The sequence below is a fragment of the Acinetobacter sp. ANC 4178 genome, from assembly GCF_004331175.1.
Lineage (GTDB): Bacteria > Pseudomonadota > Gammaproteobacteria > Pseudomonadales > Moraxellaceae > Acinetobacter.
On the sequence record NZ_SJOD01000004.1, the window covers coordinates 61,318 to 83,733 of the forward strand.

Genomic DNA, 22,416 nt, shown 5'->3' on the forward strand with positions numbered 1-22,416 from the left:
CCATGCCGAAACAAGTCATTATTCCAGCAGGAACATCAAAACCTTTAGCACCCTATGTTCCAGCCACTAAAGCAGACAATATTGTGTATGTCTCAGGCACATTGGCTTTTGATGAAAATAACAATGTGGTTCATGTGGGAGATGCTGCCGCTCAAGCACGACATATTTTAGAAACCATCCAATCAGTATTGAAAGAAGCAGGTGGCAATATGGAGGATGTGACGTTCAACCATATTTTTGTCAAAGATTGGGCAGATTATGCTGCGATTAATCAAGTCTATGCCGAGTATTTCCCTGAAGATAAACCTGCACGTTACTGCATTCAGGCTGGTTTGGTGAAGCCAGATGCCCTCGTTGAAATAGCCAGTGTTGCCCATGTCGCTACTGCTTAGGTAGTAGCGAGATCAGCCCCTACAGGAGAATAAACATGAATGCTGAATTGCTTAAAAGCTTAATCAAAGAAGAATGTTTAGAAAAAATCTATAACACGCAAAAAACCACGCATATCGAAGTCGATCAGAAAGCATTCCGCGAAGGCATGTCGAACCTTGGCGCAGCAGTCAATGTGATTACCACTTCAGGACCCGCAGGTGTCGCAGGTTTTACCGCATCTGCCGTATGTAGTGTGACTGATACACCACCGACCTTATTGGTGTGCCTCAATCGTTCTGCATCTGTATTTGAAACCTTTAAAACCAATCAGGTGCTCTGTGTGAATACTTTGGCATCACATCAAATGGCACTTTCCAATGTTTTTGGTGGCAAAACGCCAATGCCTGAACGCTTTGCTGCGGGTCAGTGGGAAACGTTGGCTACTCAAGCGCCTGTTTTACAGGATGCTTTGATTAGTTTTGACTGTGAGATTGTGCAAAGTATGAGTGTCGGCAGTCATGATGTTTTGTTCTGTCAGGTCAAAGCCATTCAACACAATCAGGGCTTAAATGCGTTGATGTATTTTAACCGTGCTTATTGTGAACCACACCGTATGTGCTAAAGAACAAACCCTATAAGAAGGAGGGGAAACCCATGCAAGAAAAACAATCGTGGTTTCCAAAATTTAAGCCTTACCAAGGCGACTTAGATACAACACCTGTTCAAATTGATGAATATCTTCCAGTAGGACGCAGTATCGTTCTAGGCTTGCAACATGCTTTTGCCATGTTTGGAGCAACGGTACTGGCACCATTGCTGATGGGCTTCGATCCGAACTTAACCATCTTCATTACAGGAATTGGCACGATTTTATTCTTCCTGATGACGGGTGGTCGTATGCCAAGTTATCTAGGATCGAGTTTTGCTTTTATTGGGGCAGTCGCGGCCGCAACAGGTTACGCAGGTGTAGGTTCGAATCCAAACATTGCTTTAGCCCTTGGGGGAACGATTGTTTGTGGTCTGGTGTATGCAGGCATTGGTCTTGTGGTGATGAAGACAGGAACAGGTTGGATCGAAAAGTTGATGCCACCGATTGTCACAGGTGCGATTGTGATGATTATTGGTTTAAACCTTGCACCCATCACCATTAAAAGTGTATCGACCAATACATTCGATACGTGGATGGCAGTGATTACCATTGTCTGTATTAGTGCTGTTGCTGTGTTTACACGCGGCATGGTGCGTCGTCTGTTATTACTGATTGGGCTGTGTTCTGCTTATCTTGTTTATTTCTTGCTTGCGAATGTCATGGGATTTGGCAAGGCGATTGATTTCTCAATTATTGGCAATGCCGCATGGTTTGGGCTGCCAACCTTCCATACACCCGTTTTTAATGCAAATGCCATGTTATTGATTGCACCTGTCGCGATTATTTTAGTGGCGGAAAACTTGGGGCATTTCAAAGCAGTTTCAGCCATGACCGGGAAAAACCTGTCGCCGTATATGGGCCGCGCATTTCTTGCAGATGGTGTATGTACCACTTTATCTGCTTCGGTTGGCGGTACAGGCATGACTACCTATGCAGAAAACATTGGCGTAATGGCCGTCACTAAAGTTTATTCAACCACCATTTTTGTAGTCGCTGGAATCTTCGCCATTTTACTTGGCTTATCACCAAAGTTTGGCGCCGTGATCAGCACCATTCCAGTCGCACTTTTAGGTGGAGCATCGATTGTGGTATTTGGTTTGATTACCGTCGCTGGAGCAAAAATCTGGGTGGATAACAAAGTTGATTTTACCCAAAACAGTACCTTAATTATTGCAGCTGTGAGTTTAATTATGGGTGCAGGCAACTTCAGTTTACACATCGGATCTTTTGACTTGGGCGGTATTGGTACCGCAACACTGGCAGCAATTCTACTCAACCTCTTCTTAAACCGTGGTGAAGAGACTGTAGCAAAAGTTCAAAGTGTGGAAAGCCAAGCGAACAGTAGTGTTGTACAAGGTTCTTAATAAGCCTGATTGGAGAGATCAATTGAGTCAAAGTATTGCTTTTATTGGATTAGGCGCGATGGGTTGGCATATGGCTTCCCATCTGCCGAAACTGGGTTTACCCGTGTATGTCTGGAACCGTACAACTGAAAAAGCCGAGCTACATGCACAGCAGTTTGCTACACAGGCTGTGAGTTTAGAACACGCCGTACAAGCCGATTTTATATTTTCCTGCTTGCCGACCAGTGCAGATGTTGAACAACTGATTGCCGAATTTCTGCCAAAAGCAGGCAGTATCTGGATTGACTGTACCAGTGGTGTACCAGATTCAGCACGCAAGTTATCTCAGTTGCTTGAGCAAAAGCAGGTTGCTTATTTAGATGCGCCCGTTTCTGGTCAAACGATTGGCGCAGAACGGGGAACCTTAACCGTGATGTTAGGTGGAAATGAGCAAGCCTATCAGCGGGCTTTACCAATCATTTCAGCCTTTTCAGGTTTGGTTGAATATGTTGGATCTAGTGGTTCAGGGTTTGCGGTGAAAGCAGTGAATAATGTGTTGATGGCAACCCATTTGTGGGCTTTGGCGGAGGGACTCACTATTCTTAAGCAGCAGCAAGTTGATGTTAAGGCTGCCTTAAACTGTATTAATCATTCAAGTGGTAAAAGTACCGTATCTGATTCGATCATGGCGCAAAAGGTATTGAACCGAAGTTTTCCTAAAACGTTTGCCCTAAATTTATTGCAAAAAGATATTGGGATTGGCTTAGATTTAGCGCAGCAGCAGGATTCAAACGTACCAATTTTTGAAAGTATTCAATCGCTGTTTAAGGAAATTCCGAAAGCGCAAGCCGAGCAGATGGATTTTACCGCGGTAGTGTCTGTACTCGAACAATGGAACCAGACAGTTTTAGAGGCTTAAACTTAAAACAGCATAAGGAAATGCCGAAATCTTGATCTCAAGATAGATGCTTTTAAAGAGAAATCAACAGAATTTTTCAACTGTATTCTGGATTTGCTAAAAATTGGTTGTATGATGATTTAGTTATAAATAGTGAATAAACTTAGGGATATAACATGACGACTGATTCAGCCTTTCCAACACCCAATAATTTAGGTATCGCAGTTTATAGTAACAATGCCGAAGCGATTGGTAATACACCATTAGTACGCATTAATCGTGTCATTTCGGGTGGTGCAAATGTATTTGCCAAAGTTGAAAGCAGAAACCCTGCTTTTTCAGTGAAATGTCGTATTGGTGCGGCATTGATTGCCGATGCAGAAAAACGTGGCGTGTTGAAAGCAGGCATGCATATTGTAGAACCAACCAGCGGTAATACAGGGATTGCTTTAGCCTTTGTTGCTGCGGCAAAAGGCTATGATATTACTTTAACCATGCCAGCAAGCATGAGTATTGAACGTCGTAAAGTGTTAAAGGCATTGGGTGCAAACTTAGTATTGACCGAGCCAGCTAAAGGGATGAAAGGCGCAGTAGATGAAGCTGTGCGTTTGGCAACGGAACAACCAGAGCTTTATTTCCTACCACAACAATTTGAAAATCCAGCCAATCCACAAATTCATGAAGACACGACAGGTCCTGAAATTTGGGCGGCGACCAATGGTCAGGTCGATATTTTAGTAGCAGGCGTGGGTACAGGTGGTACAATTTCAGGGATTTCACGTTTCTTTGAAAAAGTAAAAAATCAGCCAATTTATTCGGTTGCAGTTGAACCTGCTGAATCTGCAATTATTGGACAAACCAAGCGTGGTGAAGCGATTACTCCTGCACCGCATAAGATTCAAGGCATTGGGGCAAACTTCATTCCGAAGAACTTAGACCTTGATTTGGTTGATGAAGTTATTGCGATTACCAGTCAAGATGCAATTGATTGGGCGCGTAAAACAGCAACGCAAGAAGGCATTTTAGTGGGTATTTCAAGTGGTGCAGCGATGGCAGCAGCAGCAGAATTGGCAGCTCGCCCTGAAAATGCAGGCAAGAACATTGTGGTGATTTTACCTGACAGCGGTGAACGCTATTTATCTTCAGTTCTTTTTGAAGATATTTCTGCTGATTAAGCGTGATTGATCTGAATGCGAAGTACATCAGCCGCTCATTGAGCGGCTGATTAGTCTATAGCTGTTCAAGCACAACGCGTTTGCAAATAAGCATTGGCATAGTTTGATGGATTTTGACGATCTAAACGTTGACTAATGTTTTGACTGGCTTGCATCAATGCCTCAACATCAATGCCTGTTTCAAAACCCATGCCATTGAGTAAATACAACAAATCTTCGGTACTGACGTTACCCGAAGCGCCCTTGGCATAAGGACAGCCACCTAAACCCGCAATAGAAGAATCAAAAATACGAATGCCTTGTTCTAAGGATTGGTAAATATTGGCAATGGCCATGCCGTAGGTGTTGTGGAAATGTCCCGCCATGAATTGAGCATCTAATTCGCTTAAACAGGCTCCCCACATGTTTTTGACACGGTTAGGGGTGGCCGTACCGATGGTTTCGCCCAAAGACACTTCATAACAGCCCATATCAAATAAACGCGTCACGACTTTGCTGACTTGTTTCGGATCAATTGCACCTTCATAAGGACAATCTACCACACAAGATACATAACCACGAACTTTTATGTCATTTTCTTTGGCGGCTTTTAGAATATCGGCAAATTTTTCAAAGCTTTCATCAATTGAACAGTTAATGTTCTTTTGGGTGAAGCTTTCAGAAGCTGCGGTAAAAACCGCAACTTCTTTACATCCGACAGCTAAAGCAGATTCAAAACCTTTCATATTTGGCGTGAGCAAACTGAATTGGACATTCGGGTCTTTCGGCAATTGTGCATACAGTTCATCACTCAATGCCATTTGTGGCACCCACTTCGGAGACACACAAGAACCGACTTCAATGGCTGTAAGTCCTGTTTGCATTAAATCCAAAATCAGTTGTTTACGGTCTTGAAGCGTGAGCTGTGTTTTCTCATTTTGCAGTCCGTCCCGCGGACCGACCTCTACAATTTTTACAAATTCAGTCATGCCACTTCCTCTGCCAAAGCCTGAAATTCCACCAGTTCATCACCCGCTTTAACTTGATCACCGGGTTGGAAGTAGGCCGAAGTAATCACACCATCGCGTGGAGCACGAATGGCATATTCAATCTTCATGGCTTCTAAAGTCAGTAAAATGTCATCTTTTTTCACTTGTGAATTGGCTTCCACCAAGACTTGGGTAATCACGCCCGGCATTGGCGCTTTCAGATTGCCCTCATTTTGTTGGGTATCGTCATGACCATAGTTTGGACGGATATAGGCAAATTTGTGCGTTTGACCATTTTCGAAAACAGTTAAATGGTCTGCATCAATACTAAAAGCCAATTTCGATTGTTTGCCATTCAGATTGAGTTGGGCTACATGTGCATCTAAAAGTTGACCTTGAATTGGATATTCTTGACCTTGATAGGTCGCGATAAAACCGTTATCAATAGCGCTAAAATGGACTTCAATATTTTGTTGATTCAGTTGCAATTTTACGCCGTATTGAGTCTTCACATTGACACGCCAAAGCGGTGATGATGACCAAACGGGATTTGCATTTTGCTGCTGATGAAAACGCTTCAATAGTTCAATAAATGCCGCTGATACAATGGTTTCGGATGAAGCAACTTCCGCATTCATTAAGAACGCATCTTCACGTTGAATCAGGTTGGTATCCAATTTGGCATTTTTAAATGAATTACAACGGATAATACGGTCTAAGAAAGCAATGTTATTGCCTAAACCTTCGACATGAAACTGACTTAAAGCATGGTGCATTTGAACCAATGCTGCTTCACGGTTTTCGCCCCAAACAATTAACTTGGCAATCATTGGGTCGTAGAACGTGGTAATTTCATCGCCTTCAACAATTCCGCTATCCACACGGACATGCTGATTTTGATTTGGATAATGTAAATAACTAATTTGACCAATCGCAGGGAGGAAGCCTTTTTCAGGTTCTTCCGCATATACACGCGCTTCAATCGCATGACCATGAATCTGTAATTCATGTTGTTGCTTCGGTAATGGCTCACCATAAGCCACGCGTAACTGCCACTCGACCAAGTCTTGTCCTGTAATCATTTCAGTTACAGGATGTTCAACTTGTAGGCGAGTATTCATTTCCATGAAATACGCTGTACCGTCTTGTTCTACAATAAACTCAACCGTACCCGCACCGACATAATCCACTGCACGTGCAGCATCAATTGCAGCTTGGCGCATAGCCTCCAGTTTATGCTGTGGCATCAATGGGGCAGGTGCTTCTTCCAGCACTTTTTGGTGGCGACGTTGTACTGAACAATCACGTTCGAATAGGTGTACATAATTACCGTGGGTATCGCCAAAAACTTGCACTTCAATATGGCGTGGTTGTATCACATAGCGTTCAATCAATACGTCATCATTGGCGAAACTTGATTTGGCTTCACTCTTACAAGAAGCAAGGGAGCTTAAAAAGTCTGATTCGCGTTCAACCAAACGCATCCCTTTACCGCCACCGCCTGCGCTGGCTTTAATTAACACTGGATAACCAATTTGGTCTGCCTGTTGTTTTAGAAATGCAGCATCTTGATTGGTGCCATGATAACCCGGAGTTAAGGGCACACCTGCTTTTTCCATTAAAGCTTTAGAGGTCGCTTTTAAGCCCATGGCTAAAATTGCGGCAACAGGTGGACCAATAAAGGTAATATTGTTTTTTTCACAGGCTTCTGCAAACTGGTCATTTTCTGATAAAAAACCATAACCCGGATGAATCGCTTGTGCCCCTGTAGTTAGCGCCGCTTGAATAATACGATCAATCTGTAAATAGCTTTGAGAAGCAGGGGATTCACCAATATAAATGGCTTCGTTTGCTTGTTTAACATGTTGTGATTGAGCGTCAGCATCTGAATAGACAGCAACTGTCGCAATGCCGAGTTTTTTAGCAGTGCGAATAACACGACAGGCAATTTCACCACGGTTTGCAATTAGAATTTTTTCAAACATTGTTCTGTCCTTATTATCGTTATGCCGTTGCCTTAATCCAAGCTGGGCTATGTTTATTTAAGAATGCGTTTAGTCCATTTTTTGCTTCTTCGCCTTGACGTACATGGGCAATATGTTGCGCAGTTTTAAGCAGTAGGCTTTCATCAACACTTTGCTGATTCACCATTTGAATCAGTTGCTTCGACGCAGCTTGTGCTTCAGGTCCACCTAACAACAGTGCATGTACAATTTCATCAATTTTGGCATCAAGTAATTCAGGTGTGGTCACTTCATGCGCTAAACCGATCTGTAATGCTTGCTCAGCCGTAATACGTTCTGCTGTGAGGAAGTAACGTGAAGCCTGACGTGCACCAATTGCACGAATCACATAAGGGCTAATGGTTGAAGGAGCTAACCCCAGACGTACTTCAGAAGTTGCAAACTTTGCTTCCGTACTGGCAACACAGATATCGCAAGCAGAAGCGAGCCCCATACCTCCACCAAAGGCAATGCCTTGTACACGGGCAATGGTTGGTTGCTTTAAAGTTGCTAAGCTTTGCAGCATTTTCGCAAGTTTTAAAGCATCTGCTTCATTATCTGCCTGAGAGGCTTGTCCTGCTTGTTTCATCCAGTTTAAGTCAGCACCAGCAGAAAAGCTTTTACCACGACCCGCCAAAACCACCACGCGAATATCATTACGTTCATTCAACTGTTGAAAGCAGTGATGCAATTCTTCAATCACTGTCGTGTTGAAGGCATTGTGAAGTTCAGCGCGATTGATCCAAACTGTTGCCACTTGCTGTTGCTGTTCGAGTTGTAAAAATTGATAGTCCATTTTTCACCTCTTACATGCGGAATACGCCGAACTTGGTTGGCTGAATTGGAGCATTTAATGCTGCTGCCAAACTTAAGCCTAACACTTGACGAGACTGAGCAGGGTCAATTACGCCGTCATCCCACAAACGCGCAGAAGAGTAATATGGATGACCTTGGCGTTCATATTGATCACGAATCGGTTGTTTAAATTCATCTTCTGCTTCGGCAGACCAAGATTCACCTTTTTGTTCAATTTGGTCACGTTTGATGGTCGAGAGTACGCTCGCTGCCTGTTCGCCACCCATGACTGAAATCCGAGAGTTTGGCCAAGTCCACAAGAAGCGTGGCGAATAAGCACGACCACACATACCGTAGTTTCCAGCCCCAAATGATCCACCTATAATTAAGGTCAGTTTAGGCACATTGGCTGTGGCAACCGCCATGACCAATTTGGCACCATGTTTAGCAATCCCTTCATTTTCGTACTGACGTCCAACCATAAAACCTGTGATGTTTTGTAAGAACAATAAGGGAATATTGCGTTGTACACAAAGCTCGATAAAGTGCGCGCCTTTTTGTGCTGACTCAGAGAATAGAATGCCGTTATTGGCAATAATTCCGACAGGCATACCATAAATTTTGGCAAAGCCTGTAATTAAAGTAGTACCAAAACGGGCTTTAAATTCGTCTAAACGTGAACCATCAACAATACGGGCAATAATTTCACGTACATCAAAGGGTTTTCGGGTATCACTTGGCACAATGCCATACAGTTCTTCGGCAGGGAAAAGTGGTTCTTCAATTCCTTCTGCTGTTTTATTTGGTTGAATATTTAAATTCGCTACAATATTTCGCGCAATCTGAAGGGCATGTTCATCATTCTCTGCCAAATGGTCAGCGACCCCAGAAAGGCGAGTGTGTACATCACCACCACCCAAGTCTTCACTGCTGACCACTTCACCTGTAGCAGCTTTTACTAATGGTGGACCACCCAAGAAAATCGTACCTTGGTTACGCACAATAATGGTTTCATCTGACATGGCAGGGACGTAAGCACCACCTGCGGTACAACTACCCATCACGACGGCAATTTGAGCGATACCTAAGCTCGACATACGGGCTTGGTTATAGAAAATACGCCCAAAGTGATCACGATCTGGAAACACTTCATCTTGCATAGGTAAATACGCACCACCTGAATCCACCAAGTAAATGCAAGGTAAGTGGTTTTGTTCTGCAATTTCTTGTGCGCGTAAGTGTTTTTTCACAGTAAGAGGGTAATAAGTACCACCTTTCACCGTTGCATCATTAGCCACGATCATGCAGGTGACACCATTCACTTGACCAACCCCAGCAACTACGCCCGCAGCAGGAACATCATCGGCATAGACTTTATGTGCAGCCAATTGTCCAATTTCAAGGAAAGCTGTGCCTGCATCAATCAGTTGATCAATACGGTCGCGTGCCAACAATTTGCCTCGGGCAACATGTTTTTGACGCGCACTTTCACTACCACCTAAGGCAATTTTTTGGCTGATTTGTTTTAAATCTTGTACCAAATTCAACATCGTTGCCTGATTGTTTTTAAATTCTTCACTGCGGCTGTTAATTTTGCTTTGCAGTTGATTTAAATCTGAGCCTTGGCTTGCGAAAGTAATGTTTTGATTGGTCTGTTTTGGCATTTTCACCAGATTCAACTCTTCATGACCGCTTTGCATTTGGGTTTGTAATTGATTCATATAAACTTCCTTGTATAAAGTGAGCCAGAAGCGTTAAGCAGTTTCGTTAAATAATTCACGACCAATTAACATACGGCGGATTTCAGAAGTTCCAGCACCAATTTCATAAAGTTTTGCATCACGCCACAAACGACCTGCTGCGAACTCGTTGATATAACCATTACCACCCAATGCTTGAATGGTTTCGCCTGCCATCCAAGTGGCTTTTTCAGCAGCATAAAGAATGGCACTGGCAGCATCTTTACGTAAGCTACGGCTATGTTCCGCTTTGTCGCACTCAGCACCTACGGCATACACCAGTGCTTTACATGCCAACCAAGTTGAATACATATCGGCAATTTTGCCTTGCATGAGCTGGAATTCACCGAGTGCTTGACCAAATTGTTTACGATCATGAATATAAGGAATTACGGTATCCATGCAGGCATCCATAATGCCCAGAGGGCCAGCACTGAGTACCGCACGTTCATAGTCCAGACCGCTCATCAGCACTTTTACGCCATTACCCACACCGCCGAGTACGTTTTCTTTTGGCACTTTAACGTTGTCGAAAAACAGTGGATACGTATTTGAACCGCGCATCCCCAATTTATCGAGATGGTTCCCATGGCTAAAGCCTGGCATGTCTTTTTCAACCAAGAATGCCGTCATGCCTTTAGCACCAGCCTGTGAATCAGTTTTGGCATAGACCACCAAGACATCAGCATCACCACCATTGGTAATCCACATTTTCGAGCCATTTAATAGGTAATGATCGCCTTGTTCTTCTGCTTTTAATTTCATGCTGACCACATCAGAACCTGCATTCGGTTCAGACATTGCCAAGGCACCGACAAATTCACCAGAAATAAGTTTAGGCAAATAACGTTGTTTTTGTTCTTCGTTACCATTTCGCTTAATTTGGTTCACACATAGGTTAGAATGTGCTCCGTAAGACAATCCTATAGCGGCAGATGCACGTGAGATTTCTTGCATAACAATAATATGCGCTAAATAACCGAGGTTAGAACCACCATACTCTTCGCTTACTGTTAAACCATGTAAGCCCATATCACCCATTTTCTTCCAAAGGTGTGCAGGGAATACATTGTCACGATCCACTTGTTGAGCAATTGGTGCAATTTCTTTTGCACAAAATGCAGCAACTGAATCACGCAGTGCGATCAAAGTTTCATCTAAACCGAAACTTAAGGTTTGTAGGCTAAGTTGTAATGGAACGTGTGCGTTCATGCTGTTCATCCTGAGGTTATATTTGTTGTCCAATAAGCATTGTTGTTGTGCTTGTAGTTTTACAATACATCTATTTTTTAAAAAAGTGAACTAAAATTCACAAAATGATTTACAATTCATTTTATCTGGATGAGAATAAGATTATGAGTTATAAAAGATCGACATTGATGCAAGAGCGAATGGAACAAAATCGTCAATCGATTTTGCAATCTGCGCGAGAACTTATTGCTCAAGGGGGATTTAAAGATGCCCAAATTCAGGCGATTGCGGAACGTGCAGGCGTTTCCAGTGGCTTGGTTTACCGTTATTTTGACAATAAAAGTGAAGTCTTAATTGAAGTGTTGTCTGAAGCGATTCAGCATGAAATTCGTATTTTGAATCATATTGCGAGTAGTGAAGGACTAACAGCACAGCAAAAACTACATAAGGTAGTCACGACCTTTGTTAAGCGGGCATTAAATAGTCCTCGACTGTCGTATTCACTGATGTTTGAACCTGTAGATCCAATTATTGAACATGAGCGTTTTCGCAGTAAACAATTGCTCAAGCAAAGCATTAACGAGATTCTTGCCGAAGGGAAAGTTAATGGTGAGTTTGGCTTTGAAGATTTAAACACGGTGGCATTATGCATTGTCGGAAGCATGACGTTTGTGGTGATTGAACCTTTAAATCCATCTCGTAATGTGATGTTTGATCAAAGCTACAAAGATTACTTTGTGAAACAGGTTGCAGACTTTTGTGTACAAGCTGTGCAATTACAGGATCGTAATTAAATAGTCTTATATGCAAAGGAGGCAAATCCGTACAAAGTAATCTCTGTGATCAAAATAAAACAGTAAGAATCAGAATTACAAAGAATCAAGGAGAGTGATTCAAATGACACAGGTACGGTTAAGCTATGCGTATGGAACCAGCAGTCAACCTTTATTGGGCATGACCATTGGTGAAAAATTTGATCAGGCATGTGCGCAATATGCAGATCAGGATGCTGTGGTCAGTGTGCATCAGAATGTACGGTTAAGCTATAAAGAGCTACAAGCACAGGTGAATGCTTTTGCTTGTAGCTTACTCAAACTGGGGTTCAAGAAGGGCGATCGTCTTGCAATTTGGTCACCCAATTGTGTGGAATGGACCATTACTCAATTCGCTGCATTTAAAGCAGGCATTATTCTCGTTAACCTAAACACTGCGTATAAAAGCAATGAACTTGAATACGTGCTGAATAAGGTGTCGTGTAAAGGTTTAGTCATTGCATCACAATTTAAAACCACCAATTATCAAGAGCTTTTCATCAAAATTGCACCAGAGCTGCAAGAAGCTGAAGATAAAATTTTAAATGCGCTACGTTTACCTCATTTAAAACACGTGATTAAAATTGATGAAGCAGTGCATACAGGTATTCATCGTTTTCAAGATCTTTTGGAACAACCTACTGTAAAACAACTTGATCATTTAGAAGCGGTTGCAAGTGAATTGCAGTTTGATGAAACCATTAATATTCAGTTTACTTCAGGAACCACAGGCAATCCGAAAGGCACCATGCTCACGCACAATAACATTTTAAATAATGGTTATTTTGTGGGTGAAGCCATTCATTTGACTCCACAAGATCGCGTGTGTATTTCAGTCCCTTTATTTCACTGTTTTGGCATGGTGATGGGGAATTTGGCCTGTATTACGCATGGTTCAACCATGGTCTATCCGTCGGCTGTATTTAATCCATTAGATAGCTTAAAAGCCATTCAGCAAGAGAAATGTACGGCAGCTTATGGTGTCCCCACCATGTTTATTGCCACTTTAGAGCATGAACAATTCAACGACTTTGATTTGAGTAGTTTACGTACAGGCATTATGGCGGGTAGCCCTTGTCCACGTGAAATTATGCAGCGCGTCATGGAGCGTATGCACATGACGGAAATTACTATTTGTTATGGCATGACTGAAACAGCACCTGTGAGCGCACAAAGTTCGACCAGTGATACGGTTGAACAACGTGTCGGTACTGTTGGCCGCGTACATCCACATTTAGAAATCAAGATTGTGGATGAAGCAGGCAAAGTCGTACCGCGAGGCAAACTTGGAGAACTCTGTGTTCGTGGTTATTCAGTGATGTTGGGTTATTGGGAAGATAGTGAAAAAACCCAAGAAGTGATTGATAACGCACGTTGGATGCATACAGGTGACATCGCTGAAATGGACGATGATGGCTTTGTAAAAATTAAAGGTCGCATCAAAGATGTAGTGATTCGCGGTGGTGAAAATCTGTTCCCGAAAGAAATTGAAGATTTCTTATATACCCATCCAGATGTCAGTGATGTACAGGTGATTGGTCTACCAGATGCACGCTATGGTGAAGAATTATGCGCTTGTATCATTCTGCACGAGCACCATGAAACGACAGAAGAAAGTATTCGACGTTACTGTGCTGAACATATTTCACATAATAAAGTACCACGTTATGTACGTTTCTTTACCGAGTTTCCAATGACCGCATCAGGTAAAGCACAAAAATTCCGACTTCAAGAATTTATGCGTAAAGAGCTGAATTTAATGGAAGATATTGCATAACGTGATCTTCTGACTTGGAATTTCCCTTTACTCTGCTTCAGGGTAAGGGGAGAAAATGAAAAGGTCTGAATAATTCAAACGGAATAAGGAAATCATGATGGAACTTCGTCACGATTGGACTCGCGCAGAAATACAAAATCTATATCAGCAACCCTTTTTAGATTTGGTTTTTCAAGCACAACAAATCCATCGACAAAATTTTAATGCGAACCAGATTCAAGTCAGCACTTTATTATCAATAAAAACAGGCAAATGCCCTGAAGATTGCAAATACTGCTCTCAATCTGCTCGTTATGATTCAAAACTAGAAGCGGAAAAGCGCATTGCAGTAGACAAAGTCATTAGCGAAGCCAAAGAAGCCTTAGCGTCTGGTTCTTCTCGTTTCTGTATGGGTGCTGCATGGCGTAACCCACATGAACGTGATATGCCTTATGTACTTGAAATGGTTCGCGAGGTAAAAGCTTTAGGTTTGGAAACTTGCATGACCTTAGGCATGTTAAACCAGTCTCAGGCTGAACGCTTAAAAGATGCAGGACTCGATTACTACAATCACAACCTAGACACTTCGCGTGAGTATTATTCAAATATCATCAGTACTCGTACTTTCGATGACCGCTTAAATACACTTGAATATGTCCGTGGTGCAGGTATGAAAGTCTGTAGCGGCGGTATTGTGGGTTTGGGTGAAGACACTGCCGATCGGATTGGTCTATTACTTGAACTTGCAACATTACCTATTCAGCCAGAATCAGTGCCAATTAACATGCTGGTTCCAATTGAAGGCACGCCATTGGCAGATGTTGAAAAACTTGATGTGACTGAATGGATTCGTACCATTGCCGTTGCACGTATTGTCATGCCAAAAAGTTATATTCGACTTTCTGCAGGCCGTGAATCTTTGTCTGATTCAGACCAAGCATTAGCATTTATGGCGGGGGCAAACTCAATTTTCTCGGGTGAAAAACTTCTGACGATGCCTAATGTCGCACAGGGTAAAGATCAACAACTATTTCACAAATTAGGTTTAACGGTTGAAAAGCCAAAACCATCTATTGCGGAACTGACTTTGGATGCAATGTCAGTGGCTTAAGCAAAATCTTAAAGCCGTACGTAATGATGAAAAAGCATTTAGCACATTCATATCATCTACATAACAATTAAATAGAGTGCAATATGGCAAAAGACTTTAATAACCAACAAGTGGTGGATGGATACGATGACCATATCCGCAAGCTTATTCCAGGCTATGAGTTAACGCATCAGCAGGTCGATGCCATTTTAACTCATCATTATGCCGAACAAGAACATGTAGATATTCTGGTGGTGGGCTGTGGAACAGGATATGAAATTCAATATTTGGCGCAAAAGCATCCAACTTGGAACTTTACTGCGCTAGATCCATCGCATGTCATGTTATGTAAGGCAAAGCAACATCTAGACAAACAAGGTGTTTTAAGCCGTATTCGCTTTATTCATGGCGATACAAAATCCATCGGCACAACTCATACTTTTGACGCCGTATTATCTATTCTAGTGGCTCATTTTATTCCATTGGAATCAAAGCAAAACTTCTTTAAAGACATTTTTACTCAACTAAAACCCAATGGAATGCTGCTGACTTATGACTTAATGAAAGAAACCGAAGCACATGAGATTTTTGTACTGAAGCAACTGTGTGAAAATAATGGCTTAACCACGGTTCAAAGTGAAAAAATGGTTGAACGATTACAGCAAGATTTTTTCTTGGTCTCGCCACGAATGGGGCAGCAGCTACTCTCCAATGTTGGCTTTAAAAAAGTTAAAACATATAGCCAAATTCTAAATTATTACGGATTTTGTGCAGTGAAATAATACCGATTGAAACAACGAGCTTGATTAAGGAATACTCAAAAGACAAAGGATATGAATATGCCTGCTTATTATCGTTTAATACAACGCGAACAACATGCAGATGGAAGTGTAACTGCACATTATCAATCAAACCTTCATGCGCAAGGCGCTTGGAATCCGCATGAGCAACATATGGCATCTGCTACAGGTGTGATCTGTGCAGAATTGGAGCAGTTTTCACCTCGAGATGACATGCGAATAGGGCGTATTAGTCTAGACATTTTTGGTCTCATTGCATTTGGTGATTTTAGCATTACCACACGTATGATTCGGGGCGGAAAAACCATTGAATTGATTGAAAGCGAAATGCAAGCCAATGGCAAAACTTGTATTGTGGCACGTGCATGGAAAATGCTCACACAGGACACGCATAGCATTGCAGGACTTGAAGACCAAAAAGTTCAGCATCCAGAGCAATTGCCTGTTTGGGAGGGCATGAAGTGTTGGCCGGGTGGATATATTCAAAGCATTGAAACCCGTGCAGAACCAACTCGACGTGCAGGTAAGGGTGTCGTGTGGTTGACCAATCATTGCAATATGGTCGAAGGTAAAACCACCTCAGATTTTGTCAAACTGATGGGCATGGTGGATACTGCAAATGGTGTTGTGCCACGCCAAGACCCTCAATCGGGCTGGGCATTTCCAAATTTAGATTTGCAAATTCATCTGTATCGCATTCCTCAGGGACAATGGCTAGGTTTAGACGTCGAACAGCAATATGGTACAGATGGCATTGGTTTGACCAGTGCAGTCCTGCATGATGTACATGGTCCTTTTGGTCGCAGCGAACAAATCTTAACCTTGCGAAAACTCTAATCTAAATCATAAAAGCTAAAGTTGAATGATACATTGCTGACTTAAGTTTTTAAGCTCAGCATGATTCACCTGAACATTGCTCCATTTCGCCATTTGCTGAATCAGCCATTCAAAATCTTCAACTTTAGGGATGGCTGTATCATCTATGAAATTTCGAATAATATTTTGTATTTTATAAAATTCTTGAACATGGATGCGATCTGAACATTCGAATTGTAAAACCTCATATTCAGTTAACAATGCCCAAATTTGGCTAAAATCATGTATGGTTTTGATTTCACGCTGGGCTTTTTGAATGGCTTGAGTAATTGCTTTTAAGGTATTCGGATGCGTTGTAGCCCATTCTTTGGTCACAGCTAACACTTTATCGGCAATTTCAGGAATGACATCTTGACTAGAAGCCACGATTTGACTCAATCCTAAAACTTCGCCTTGAGTATTCCAAGGTTCGCCAACACAGAAGCCATCAATCACCTGATTATTTAAGGCTTCTACCATATAAGGCGGAGGTAAGATTCTCAGTTTAATGCTTTGGGCTAATTCTGCATCTGCCAGAGCCAGCCATTCACGAATACAAAAATGATGAATGGAATTGGCAAATACATGTGCCAACTGAATATTTTGTCCGTGTTGAATCGCGGTCACAACTTTAGCCGCAACTTCCTTTGCGGTGTCGTTATGAGTAATGCCCAGATCAAAACATAATTTTTGACTTAAACTGATATAAGCGCGATTTACACTTAAAACCAAAGGGGTTTGAAATGGAATGCCAATATGATCTGTACCGATTGAGGCTGCGGGTAAAATACCTGATAAACAGTGTGCTGCATCTAATAATCCAAAAGCCAAACGGTCTCGCAGACTAGCCCAAGAGGCTTCTTTAACCAGTGTGACATCTAATCCAAGTTCATCAAAATAACCACGATGTTTTGCCCAAAGTATGGAAATACAATCGAGCAATGGAATATAGCCAAGTTGAATATGTGTTTTTTCTAATGTAGCCATAGCTTAATCCTTCAACTTGGTTTGTAGTAATTCTTGCGCATCGAGTAGGCGACGCGCCATTTCTCCCATGGTAATCCGATGGCTCATGGCATTTTTACGGAGTAACTGAAAGGCTTGATCTTCAGTGAGTTGATGCAGTTGCATCAAAAGAACTTTGGCTTTTTCGACATCTTTCCGATCGGCGAGTTTACTTTTGGTCTCTTTCAAATCTGCCAATAATTTCTTATGTTTTTTGAACTGCTCAATAGAGATCTCTAAAATACTGTCCAATTTCGCAGGATCAATACCATCGACAATATAAGCCGTAATTCCAGCATCAATGGCACTTTTAATCATGTCTTTTTGGCTGTTTTGGGTAAACAGCACAGTGGGTAAATCAAACTGACTCACACAACTTTCAATAATGTCTCGATGTGGATGATCCATATCCAGCAAAATGACATCGGCCTGCAAATGCTCTAATTTGAACATATTTAAATGATCGATGGTTAAGCAGGCCACCACGTCAAAATCGTGCTGAAGCAGTGAATCTTTTATATAGTTGGCACGATCTTGATCATCATCAATCAGGGCAATTTTAAGCTTTGGCATATTTGAGCTATCGCTATTGGGCTGCTAATCAGGGCAGAACAGATGTTTATTTTGTAACATTAATAAGCAATAAACATGCCGATGTGCCATTTTGGTGATTAAACATACAAAACAATACAAATAAGCAAATCCTAAAATTTATCGGTGCACCATTACAAAGCAAAATGTGCAATTTAGTGGCAGAAGCCATAATCATACGACCACTCTATCAAGAATCGTACTTGAAGATGTTGAGCATAATTTCAACACACTAATTTAGCGAATATTTAAAGAATATTTTTATTAATATAAAACAATAATATAGGTTGTATATTTCAATACTGGCATAGCAATTGCATTATTCCTTATGAGTCAAAGACGACTCTTAAAAAATTTGTAAGACGGCCAACGATGTCCGTTCTGATCGACCTGTAAAGCAGAGAAACCTGCCGAGTGGGAATTTATATACGTTCAGTTCAGGAAGGAGAGGGTTATGTCTTCAAATTTATATGAGAAAAAAGCCACAACAATAAGTCTTTTTAATTTTAAGACTTCAGCGATGCGGGCCTTCCACATGAGTTGGCTCGCCTTTTTTGTCTGCTTCTTTGCATGGTTTGCCTGTGCGCCACTCATGCCTGTCATCGCAGGCGAGTTTCATCTGACTAAAGATCAAGTTGCTAATATTAATATTGCAGCCGTTGCGATTACGATTTTGGTTCGCTTGATTGTTGGTCCACTCTGTGACAAATACGGTCCACGCAAAACTTATACTGCGTTACTTATTCTTGGCAGCATTCCTGTATTTGGTGTGGCATCAGCCAACAGTTATGAATCTTTTTTGTTCTTTAGACTGCTCATCGGTGCAATTGGCGCAAGTTTCGTCATCACTCAATACCATACCAGCATCATGTTTGCCCCGAATGTTGTCGGGACTGCAAATGCCACTACTGCGGGTTGGGGAAATGCGGGAGGTGGTGCCACTCAAGCCTTAATGCCACTTTTACTTTCAGCTTTAGTGATGTTCGGTGTTGAACAGGCTATGGGGTGGAGAATTGCCTTACTTGTTCCTGGTGTCATGATGTTGATTGTGGGCGGGCTGTACTGGAAATACACGCAAGATTGTCCGCAAGGCAACTTTAAGGAATTACGCGCTCAAGGCATTCAAGTTGGCAGTGAGAAAAAAGGTGGCTTAAACATCTTAATGCATGCAGCCCGCAACTATCGTGTTTGGATTTTATTTGGCTCTTATGCGGCATGCTTTGGTATCGAAATTTTCATTCATAACATTGTCGCCATGTACTACGTGGAAAACTTTGGCTTTGGACTAAAAGAAGCAGGTTTGGCTGCGGGTATTTTCGGACTTTTGGCACTGTTTGCCCGTGCTTTGGGTGGCATTATTTCAGACAAAGTGGCAACCAAAAAGGGTTTGGATGGTCGCACTAAAGTCTTGTTTGGCATGATCCTCATGGAAGGTCTGTTCCTGATTGTATTTTCACAAATGAACACTGCGATGTTGGCTATTTTAACCATGACTGTGTTTGCCTTGTTTACTCACATGGCTTGCGGCGCAACCTATGCATTGGTGCCCTTTATTGATCGTGATGCCTTAGGTGGGGTTGCAGGCATTATCGGCGCGGGTGGCAACGTGGGTGCAGTTGCAGCAGGTTTCCTACTCAAAGGTGTCTTAGATATTCAAACATGCCTGATGGTTCTAGGTGGACTGGTGGTCATTGCAGCAAGTTTTGTGCTCATGATTCGCTTTTCAGTTGAACACAAAGAGAAAGAACAACGCTTATTCGAACAAGCCGTGCTTGATCGTAACAACATGGCATAAGTAAAAAATTTAAGGAGAAAGAATATGAAACTACTTATGATTGGTCACGGTATGGTCGGGCACAAGTTCATTGAGAGTGTACTTGAGCAGGCAGGTGACGAAGTAGAAATTACCATTTTGGCAGAAGAACCACGTTTGGCGTATGACCGTGTGCATTTAACCGAATACTTTTCTGGTAAAACTGCCAAAGACTTATCTTTAGCGCGTGCAGATTTTGCTGATGCTTACGGAATTGACCTGCGTTTAAATACCAAAGCAATTGCAATTGATAGCCTCAATAAAACAGTGAGCACCAATCAGGGTGAAACACTCAGCTATGACAAATTGGTTTTAGCGACGGGCTCTTATGCTTTTGTACCGCCAATTCCGGGTAATGAACGCAAAAACTGTTTCGTTTACCGTACCATTGAAGACTTAGATGCCATTAAAGCTGCCAGTTTAAATGCAAAAACAGGTGTGGTGATTGGCGGTGGCTTATTGGGACTAGAAGCCGCAAAGGCACTCCGTGACCTGAACTTAGAAACACATGTAGTAGAGTTTGCGCCACGTTTAATGGCAGTGCAAATTGATGACTTAGGCGGCAAAGTGCTACGCACTAAAATTGAAAACCTAGGTGTTAAAGTTCATACCCAAAAAGCCACTCAATGTATTGAAGATGGTCAGTCTGCTGTTCATGTGATGAAATTTGGTGATGGCTCAGAACTCGAAACCGATATTGTTTTATTCTCGGCAGGCATTCGCCCACGCGATGAACTTGCACGTTCAAGTGGTTTAGCGATTGGTGAACGTGGCGGTATCGTCATTAATGATTATTGCCAAACCAGTGATGAAGATATTTATGCCATTGGTGAGTGTGCACTTTGGAACAATAAAATCTTTGGCTTAGTCGCACCAGGCTATGACATGGCACGTATTGCGGCCAAGCATGTGATGCAGCAAGAATGCAACATTTTCGCTGGTGCAGACATGAGCACCAAATTGAAGTTGATGGGGGTAGATGTGGCATCAGTCGGTGATGCACATGCCATGACTCCAAATTCATTGAGCTATTTCTATGCCGATGAAGATGCATTGGTATATAAGAAAATCGTGGTCAATGCAGAAAAAACCAAACTTTTGGGTGCAGTATTGGTGGGTGATGCCAAAGAATATAGTGACTTGCTACAAATGATGCTGAATGGTCTGGCATTACCCGAAGTTCCAGAAAGTCTCATTATGCCAGGGTTTGCCGACTCAGGCGCCAAAGCAGGCGGCAGTGGCGTCGATTTACTGCCAGACAGTGCCACGATATGTTCATGTAATAACGTATCGAAAGCCGATATTTGCCAAGCCATTAGTGACGGCTCGACCTCTTTGGGTGCGTTAAAGAAATGTACCAAAGCTGCGACGGCTTGTGGGGGCTGTGCTCCTTTAGTAACGCAGGTATTGAAGTCTGAATTACAACGTCAAGGCGTCACGGTCAACAATCATATTTGCGAACACTTCCCATACTCCCGCCAAGAGCTGTATCACTTGGTTCGTGTGAATGAAATTAAAACCTTCGATGACCTGATTCACCAGCATGGGCATGGTTTGGGTTGTGATATTTGTAAACCAACGGCTGCAAACATTTTGGCTTCTTGCTGGAATGATTTCGTACTCGAACCTAGTCATGCAGGTTTGCAAGACAGTAACGACTACTACTTAGGAAACATCCAGAAAGATGGTTCTTACTCTGTTGTACCACGCATGGCAGGGGGTGAAGTCACACCAGATGGCTTAATTGCTGTAGGTCAAATTGCCAAAAAATACAACCTGTACACCAAAATTACGGGCGGACAACGTGTTGATATGTTTGGCGCGCAAGTGCATCAACTGCCGTTGATTTGGGAAGAGTTGAATGCCGCAGGTTTTGAATCTGGTCATGCTTACGGTAAATCATTACGTACGGTTAAATCTTGTGTTGGTAGTACATGGTGTCGTTATGGTGTGGATGATTCAGTCGGTTTAGCCATTTTCCTCGAAAACCGCTACAAAGGTTTACGCTCACCACATAAATTAAAAATGGCGGTTTCGGGTTGTACCCGTGAGTGTGCAGAAGCTCAAGGTAAAGATGTTGGCGTGATTGCCACTGAAAAAGGTTGGAACCTCTATGTCTGTGGTAATGGTGGCATGAAACCACGCCATGCAGAATTGATCGCATCTGACTTAGATACTGAAATGCTGATTCGCTATATCGACCGTTTCTTTATGTTCTACATTCAAACAGCAGATCGTTTACAACGCACTAGCGTATGGCGTGACAACATGGAAGGCGGCTTAGATTATCTTAAAGCCGTGATTATTGAAGATTCGCTGGGTCTGGCAGTAGAACTTGAGCGTCGTATGCAGCACATCGTTGGGACTTATCAAGATGAATGGCGTACTGCGGTTGAAAATCCTGAAATTCGTAAACGTTTCCAAACCTATATCAATGCCAATGCTGAACAGCAAGCTGATCCACACATTCAATTTACCCAAGAACGCGGACAAATTCGCCCATTAAACAGCGCAGAGCGCGCTGAAGACCGTATTCCAATGGTTGAAGCATAATAAGGAGA

At 42.3% G+C, this 22,416-nt stretch carries 19 protein-coding genes; 12 read left to right on the forward strand and 7 right to left on the reverse strand.

All coding sequences use genetic code 11. The features are described 5' to 3' along the window. The first annotated feature begins 2 nt into the window (after nucleotides 1-2). The 5 genes from rutC to cysK all read left to right on the forward strand — a co-directional run bounded on the left by rutC (nucleotide 3) and on the right by cysK (nucleotide 4,437). Nucleotides 3-392 (forward strand): pyrimidine utilization protein C, encoded by a 390-nt coding sequence (gene rutC, locus E0H87_RS09575; RefSeq protein WP_131323387.1) that lies wholly within the window; start codon nucleotides 3-5, stop codon nucleotides 390-392. Between the two features lie 35 nt (nucleotides 393-427). After that, the gene (gene rutF, locus E0H87_RS09580) at nucleotides 428-994 is read left to right on the forward strand and encodes an NADH-dependent FMN reductase RutF (protein ID WP_131323388.1); all 567 of its coding nucleotides are present in this window, start codon (nucleotides 428-430) and stop codon (nucleotides 992-994) included. Between the two features lie 32 nt (nucleotides 995-1,026). Continuing rightward, nucleotides 1,027-2,385 carry a pyrimidine utilization transport protein G gene (gene rutG, locus E0H87_RS09585; RefSeq protein WP_131323389.1) on the forward strand — a complete coding sequence of 453 codons (1,359 nt, stop codon included), beginning with the start codon at nucleotides 1,027-1,029 and terminating at the stop codon, nucleotides 2,383-2,385. A gap of 22 nt (nucleotides 2,386-2,407) precedes the next feature. Continuing rightward, complete coding sequence (locus tag E0H87_RS09590) at nucleotides 2,408-3,283, forward strand: NAD(P)-dependent oxidoreductase (protein WP_131323390.1); 876 nt, start codon at nucleotides 2,408-2,410, stop codon at nucleotides 3,281-3,283. A gap of 155 nt (nucleotides 3,284-3,438) precedes the next feature. Continuing rightward, entirely contained in the window at nucleotides 3,439-4,437 is a 999-nt protein-coding gene (gene cysK, locus E0H87_RS09595) for a cysteine synthase A (protein WP_131323391.1), read from the forward strand. Nucleotides 4,438-4,502: 65 nt separating this feature from the next. On the opposite strand, the gene E0H87_RS09600 is transcribed toward cysK, so the two are convergent. From E0H87_RS09600 to E0H87_RS09620, 5 genes are all read right to left on the reverse strand, one after another. Then, nucleotides 4,503-5,405 carry a hydroxymethylglutaryl-CoA lyase gene (locus E0H87_RS09600; protein WP_131323392.1) on the reverse strand — a complete coding sequence of 301 codons (903 nt, stop codon included), beginning with the start codon at nucleotides 5,403-5,405 and terminating at the stop codon, nucleotides 4,503-4,505. After that, nucleotides 5,402-7,390 carry an acetyl/propionyl/methylcrotonyl-CoA carboxylase subunit alpha gene (locus E0H87_RS09605; RefSeq protein ID WP_131323393.1) on the reverse strand — a complete coding sequence of 663 codons (1,989 nt, stop codon included), beginning with the start codon at nucleotides 7,388-7,390 and terminating at the stop codon, nucleotides 5,402-5,404. Before E0H87_RS09605 ends, E0H87_RS09600 begins: the two co-directional genes overlap by 4 nt. Before the next feature lie 19 nt (nucleotides 7,391-7,409). Beyond that, complete coding sequence (locus tag E0H87_RS09610; RefSeq protein WP_131323394.1) at nucleotides 7,410-8,204, reverse strand: enoyl-CoA hydratase/isomerase family protein; 795 nt, start codon at nucleotides 8,202-8,204, stop codon at nucleotides 7,410-7,412. A 10-nt stretch (nucleotides 8,205-8,214) separates the two neighbouring features. After that, nucleotides 8,215-9,867, reverse strand: coding sequence for a carboxyl transferase domain-containing protein (locus tag E0H87_RS09615; RefSeq protein WP_131323645.1), 1,653 nt, complete (start codon nucleotides 9,865-9,867; stop codon nucleotides 8,215-8,217). A 90-nt stretch (nucleotides 9,868-9,957) separates the two neighbouring features. Then, the gene (locus E0H87_RS09620) at nucleotides 9,958-11,154 is read right to left on the reverse strand and encodes an isovaleryl-CoA dehydrogenase (protein WP_131323395.1); all 1,197 of its coding nucleotides are present in this window, start codon (nucleotides 11,152-11,154) and stop codon (nucleotides 9,958-9,960) included. Nucleotides 11,155-11,297: 143 nt separating this feature from the next. Between E0H87_RS09620 and E0H87_RS09625 the strand changes: the two genes are divergently transcribed. The 5 genes from E0H87_RS09625 to E0H87_RS09645 all read left to right on the forward strand — a co-directional run bounded on the left by E0H87_RS09625 (nucleotide 11,298) and on the right by E0H87_RS09645 (nucleotide 16,428). After that, nucleotides 11,298-11,927, forward strand: coding sequence for a TetR/AcrR family transcriptional regulator (locus E0H87_RS09625; protein WP_131323396.1), 630 nt, complete (start codon nucleotides 11,298-11,300; stop codon nucleotides 11,925-11,927). 103 nt (nucleotides 11,928-12,030) lie between these two features. Beyond that, on the forward strand, nucleotides 12,031-13,722 hold the full coding sequence (locus E0H87_RS09630) for an AMP-binding protein (protein ID WP_131323397.1): 1,692 nt from the start codon (nucleotides 12,031-12,033) through the stop codon (nucleotides 13,720-13,722). 97 nt (nucleotides 13,723-13,819) lie between these two features. Then, the gene (bioB, locus tag E0H87_RS09635; RefSeq protein WP_131323398.1) at nucleotides 13,820-14,812 is read left to right on the forward strand and encodes a biotin synthase BioB; all 993 of its coding nucleotides are present in this window, start codon (nucleotides 13,820-13,822) and stop codon (nucleotides 14,810-14,812) included. Between the two features lie 83 nt (nucleotides 14,813-14,895). Next, the gene (locus E0H87_RS09640) at nucleotides 14,896-15,573 is read left to right on the forward strand and encodes a class I SAM-dependent methyltransferase (RefSeq protein WP_131323399.1); all 678 of its coding nucleotides are present in this window, start codon (nucleotides 14,896-14,898) and stop codon (nucleotides 15,571-15,573) included. Nucleotides 15,574-15,630: 57 nt separating this feature from the next. Continuing rightward, nucleotides 15,631-16,428 (forward strand): thioesterase family protein, encoded by a 798-nt coding sequence (locus E0H87_RS09645; protein ID WP_131323400.1) that lies wholly within the window; start codon nucleotides 15,631-15,633, stop codon nucleotides 16,426-16,428. Between the two features lie 15 nt (nucleotides 16,429-16,443). Here the strand turns inward: E0H87_RS09645 and E0H87_RS09650 are convergent, their stop codons facing one another. Together E0H87_RS09650 and E0H87_RS09655 are read right to left on the reverse strand one after the other, a co-directional pair. Further along, the gene (locus tag E0H87_RS09650) at nucleotides 16,444-17,433 is read right to left on the reverse strand and encodes an ABC transporter substrate-binding protein (protein WP_131323401.1); all 990 of its coding nucleotides are present in this window, start codon (nucleotides 17,431-17,433) and stop codon (nucleotides 16,444-16,446) included. A 3-nt stretch (nucleotides 17,434-17,436) separates the two neighbouring features. Continuing rightward, on the reverse strand, nucleotides 17,437-18,024 hold the full coding sequence (locus tag E0H87_RS09655) for an ANTAR domain-containing response regulator (RefSeq protein WP_131323402.1): 588 nt from the start codon (nucleotides 18,022-18,024) through the stop codon (nucleotides 17,437-17,439). Nucleotides 18,025-18,496: 472 nt separating this feature from the next. On the opposite strand from E0H87_RS09655, the gene E0H87_RS09660 reads away from it, so the two are divergent. Further along, nucleotides 18,497-19,837 (forward strand): MFS transporter, encoded by a 1,341-nt coding sequence (locus tag E0H87_RS09660; protein ID WP_131323403.1) that lies wholly within the window; start codon nucleotides 18,497-18,499, stop codon nucleotides 19,835-19,837. A 24-nt stretch (nucleotides 19,838-19,861) separates the two neighbouring features. Next, nucleotides 19,862-22,408: a nitrite reductase large subunit NirB gene (gene nirB / locus E0H87_RS09665; RefSeq protein WP_131323404.1), complete on the forward strand. Its 2,547-nt coding sequence runs from the start codon at nucleotides 19,862-19,864 to the stop codon at nucleotides 22,406-22,408. Nucleotides 22,409-22,416: the final 8 nt, after the last annotated feature.

Coding starts and splice junctions, on each gene's coding strand:
- rutC (WP_131323387.1), top strand. CDS start 3: ATGCCGAAACAAGTCATTATTCCAGCAGGAACATCAAAACCTTTAGCA.
- rutF (WP_131323388.1), top strand. CDS start 428: ATGAATGCTGAATTGCTTAAAAGCTTAATCAAAGAAGAATGTTTAGAA.
- rutG (WP_131323389.1), top strand. CDS start 1,027: ATGCAAGAAAAACAATCGTGGTTTCCAAAATTTAAGCCTTACCAAGGC.
- cysK (WP_131323391.1), top strand. CDS start 3,439: ATGACGACTGATTCAGCCTTTCCAACACCCAATAATTTAGGTATCGCA.
- E0H87_RS09600 (WP_131323392.1), bottom strand. CDS start 5,405: ATGACTGAATTTGTAAAAATTGTAGAGGTCGGTCCGCGGGACGGACTG.
- E0H87_RS09605 (WP_131323393.1), bottom strand. CDS start 7,390: ATGTTTGAAAAAATTCTAATTGCAAACCGTGGTGAAATTGCCTGTCGT.
- E0H87_RS09610 (WP_131323394.1), bottom strand. CDS start 8,204: ATGGACTATCAATTTTTACAACTCGAACAGCAACAGCAAGTGGCAACA.
- E0H87_RS09615 (WP_131323645.1), bottom strand. CDS start 9,867: ATGCCAAAACAGACCAATCAAAACATTACTTTCGCAAGCCAAGGCTCA.
- E0H87_RS09620 (WP_131323395.1), bottom strand. CDS start 11,154: ATGAACGCACACGTTCCATTACAACTTAGCCTACAAACCTTAAGTTTC.
- E0H87_RS09625 (WP_131323396.1), top strand. CDS start 11,298: ATGAGTTATAAAAGATCGACATTGATGCAAGAGCGAATGGAACAAAAT.
- E0H87_RS09630 (WP_131323397.1), top strand. CDS start 12,031: ATGACACAGGTACGGTTAAGCTATGCGTATGGAACCAGCAGTCAACCT.
- bioB (WP_131323398.1), top strand. CDS start 13,820: ATGGAACTTCGTCACGATTGGACTCGCGCAGAAATACAAAATCTATAT.
- E0H87_RS09640 (WP_131323399.1), top strand. CDS start 14,896: ATGGCAAAAGACTTTAATAACCAACAAGTGGTGGATGGATACGATGAC.
- E0H87_RS09645 (WP_131323400.1), top strand. CDS start 15,631: ATGCCTGCTTATTATCGTTTAATACAACGCGAACAACATGCAGATGGA.
- E0H87_RS09650 (WP_131323401.1), bottom strand. CDS start 17,433: ATGGCTACATTAGAAAAAACACATATTCAACTTGGCTATATTCCATTG.
- E0H87_RS09655 (WP_131323402.1), bottom strand. CDS start 18,024: ATGCCAAAGCTTAAAATTGCCCTGATTGATGATGATCAAGATCGTGCC.
- E0H87_RS09660 (WP_131323403.1), top strand. CDS start 18,497: ATGTCTTCAAATTTATATGAGAAAAAAGCCACAACAATAAGTCTTTTT.
- nirB (WP_131323404.1), top strand. CDS start 19,862: ATGAAACTACTTATGATTGGTCACGGTATGGTCGGGCACAAGTTCATT.